This is a genomic window from Caballeronia choica (assembly GCF_001544535.1).
In the GTDB taxonomy this organism is placed as follows: Bacteria; Pseudomonadota; Gammaproteobacteria; order Burkholderiales; family Burkholderiaceae; genus Caballeronia; species Caballeronia choica.
In genome coordinates this window covers 1-3018 of record NZ_FCON02000343.1, presented here as the reverse complement: position 1 = coordinate 3018, position 3018 = coordinate 1, and the positions used below count along the sequence as shown (strand labels likewise).

The following is a 3018-nucleotide window of genomic DNA, read 5'->3' as shown; positions in this document are numbered from 1 at the left end:
TCAGGGTTGTGATTGTATCAAGTATGAAAAGGTAATCGAAAGATTGCTTTGGAATACGGCACAACGCGAATACTCAACCTATGGTGGGTGTGTTGAGAGACACACTCGTTATAGGGTCAAGCGAACAAGTGCATGTGGTGGATGCCTTGGCGATCACAGGCGATGAAGGACGCGGTAGCCTGCGAAAAGCGACGGGGAGCTGGCAAACGAGCTTTGATCCGTCGATGTCCGAATGGGGAAACCCACTCCTAATGGAGTATCCATGACTGAATCCATAGGTCATGCGAAGCGAACGCGGTGAACTGAAACATCTAAGTAACCGCAGGAAAAGAAATCAACCGAGATTCCCAAAGTAGTGGCGAGCGAAATGGGATCAGCCTGTACTCTTTATCTTCGTTGTTAGTCGAACGCTCTGGAAAGTGCGGCCCTAGCAGGTGATAGCCCTGTAGACGAAAACAGTGAGGAAGAACTAGGTGTACGACAAGTAGGGCGGGACACGTGAAATCCTGTCTGAAGATGGGGGGACCATCCTCCAAGGCTAAATACTCGTGATCGACCGATAGTGAACCAGTACCGTGAGGGAAAGGCGAAAAGAACCCCGGGAGGGGAGTGAAATAGATCCTGAAACCGCATGCATACAAACAGTCGGAGCCTCGTAAGGGGTGACGGCGTACCTTTTGTATAATGGGTCAGCGACTTACGTTCAGTAGCAAGCTTAACTGATTAAGGCAGGCGTAGCGAAAGCGAGTCCGAATAGGGCGTTCAGTTGCTGGGCGTAGACCCGAAACCAAGTGATCTATCCATGGCCAGGTTGAAGGTGCGGTAACACGTACTGGAGGACCGAACCCACTAACGTTGAAAAGTTAGGGGATGAGCTGTGGATAGGGGTGAAAGGCTAAACAAACTTGGAAATAGCTGGTTCTCTCCGAAAACTATTTAGGTAGTGCCTCGTGTATCACCTTCGGGGGTAGAGCACTGTCATGGTTGTGGGGTCCATTGCGGATTACTACGCCATAGCAAACTCCGAATACCGAAGAGTGCAATCACGGGAGACAGACATCGGGTGCTAACGTCCGGTGTCAAGAGGGAAACAACCCAGACCGCCAGCTAAGGTCCCGAAGATTGGCTAAGTGGGAAACGAAGTGGGAAGGCTAAAACAGTCAGGAGGTTGGCTTAGAAGCAGCCATCCTTTAAAGAAAGCGTAATAGCTCACTGATCGAGTCGTCCTGCGCGGAAGATGTAACGGGGCTCAAGCCAGTCACCGAAGCTGCGGATGCGTGCTTGCACGCATGGTAGGAGAGCGTTCCGTAAGCCTGCGAAGGTGCATTGAAAAGTGCGCTGGAGGTATCGGAAGTGCGAATGCTGACATGAGTAGCGATAAAGGGGGTGAAAAGCCCCCTCGCCGTAAGCCCAAGGTTTCCTACGCAACGTTCATCGGCGTAGGGTGAGTCGGCCCCTAAGGCGAGGCAGAAATGCGTAGCTGATGGGAAGCAGGTTAATATTCCTGCACCATTGTTAGATGCGATGGGGGGACGGATCGCGGAAGGTTGTCCGGGTGTTGGAAGTCCCGGTCCTTGCATTGGAGAAGGCGCTTAGGCAAATCCGGGCGCGGAATTCAAGGGTGCGAGGCCATTCACTTCGGTGAAGAAGCAATCGGAAGTGGTTCCAAGAAAAGCCTCTAAGCTTCAGTCTGACAAGACCGTACCGCAAACCGACACAGGTGGGCGAGATGAGTATTCTAAGGCGCTTGAGAGAACTCGGGAGAAGGAACTCGGCAAATTGGTACCGTAACTTCGGGATAAGGTACGCCCTTGTAGCTTGACTGGCCTGCGCCAGGAGGGTGAGAGGGTTGCAATAAACTGGTGGCTGCGACTGTTTAATAAAAACACAGCACTCTGCAAACACGAAAGTGGACGTATAGGGTGTGACGCCTGCCCGGTGCCGGAAGATTAAATGATGGGGTGCAAGCTCTTGATTGAAGTCCCGGTAAACGGCGGCCGTAACTATAACGGTCCTAAGGTAGCGAAATTCCTTGTCGGGTAAGTTCCGACCTGCACGAATGGCGTAACGATGGCCACACTGTCTCCTCCCGAGACTCAGCGAAGTTGAAGTGTTTGTGATGATGCAATCTCCCCGCGGCTAGACGGAAAGACCCCATGAACCTTTACTGTAGCTTTGCATTGGACTTTGAACCGATCTGTGTAGGATAGGTGGGAGGCTATGAAACCGGAACGCTAGTTTCGGTGGAGCCGTCCTTGAAATACCACCCTGGTTTGTTTGAGGTTCTAACCTTGGCCCGTGATCCGGGTCGGGGACAGTGCATGGTAGGCAGTTTGACTGGGGCGGTCTCCTCCCAAAGTGTAACGGAGGAGTACGAAGGTACGCTAGGTACGGTCGGAAATCGTGCTGATAGTGCAATGGCATAAGCGTGCTTAACTGCGAGACCGACAAGTCGAGCAGGTGCGAAAGCAGGTCATAGTGATCCGGTGGTTCTGTATGGAAGGGCCATCGCTCAACGGATAAAAGGTACTCTGGGGATAACAGGCTGATACCGCCCAAGAGTTCATATCGACGGCGGTGTTTGGCACCTCGATGTCGGCTCATCTCATCCTGGGGCTGTAGCCGGTCCCAAGGGTATGGCTGTTCGCCATTTAAAGAGGTACGTGAGCTGGGTTTAAAACGTCGTGAGACAGTTTGGTCCCTATCTGCCGTGGGCGTTGGATATTTGAAGGGGGCTGCTCCTAGTACGAGAGGACCGGAGTGGACGAACCTCTGGTGTACCGGTTGTCACGCCAGTGGCATCGCCGGGTAGCTATGTTCGGAAGAGATAACCGCTGAAAGCATCTAAGCGGGAAACTCGCCTTAAGATGAGATATCCCTGGGGACTTCGATCCCCTTGAAGGGTCGTTCTAGACCAGGACGTTGATAGGTCAGGTGTGCACGTGCAGTAATGCATTCAGCTAACTGATACTAATTGCCCGTAAGGCTTGATCCTATAACCAGTGTGTTTTGTGTCGG

The 3018-nt window shown here is 52.4% G+C and carries 1 rRNA gene; it reads left to right on the top strand.

Annotated features, from left to right (window positions below):
* The first annotated feature begins 114 nt into the window (after positions 1-114).
* Positions 115-2995 (top strand): 23S ribosomal RNA (locus AWB68_RS43590).
* Positions 2996-3018 lie beyond the last annotated feature (23 nt).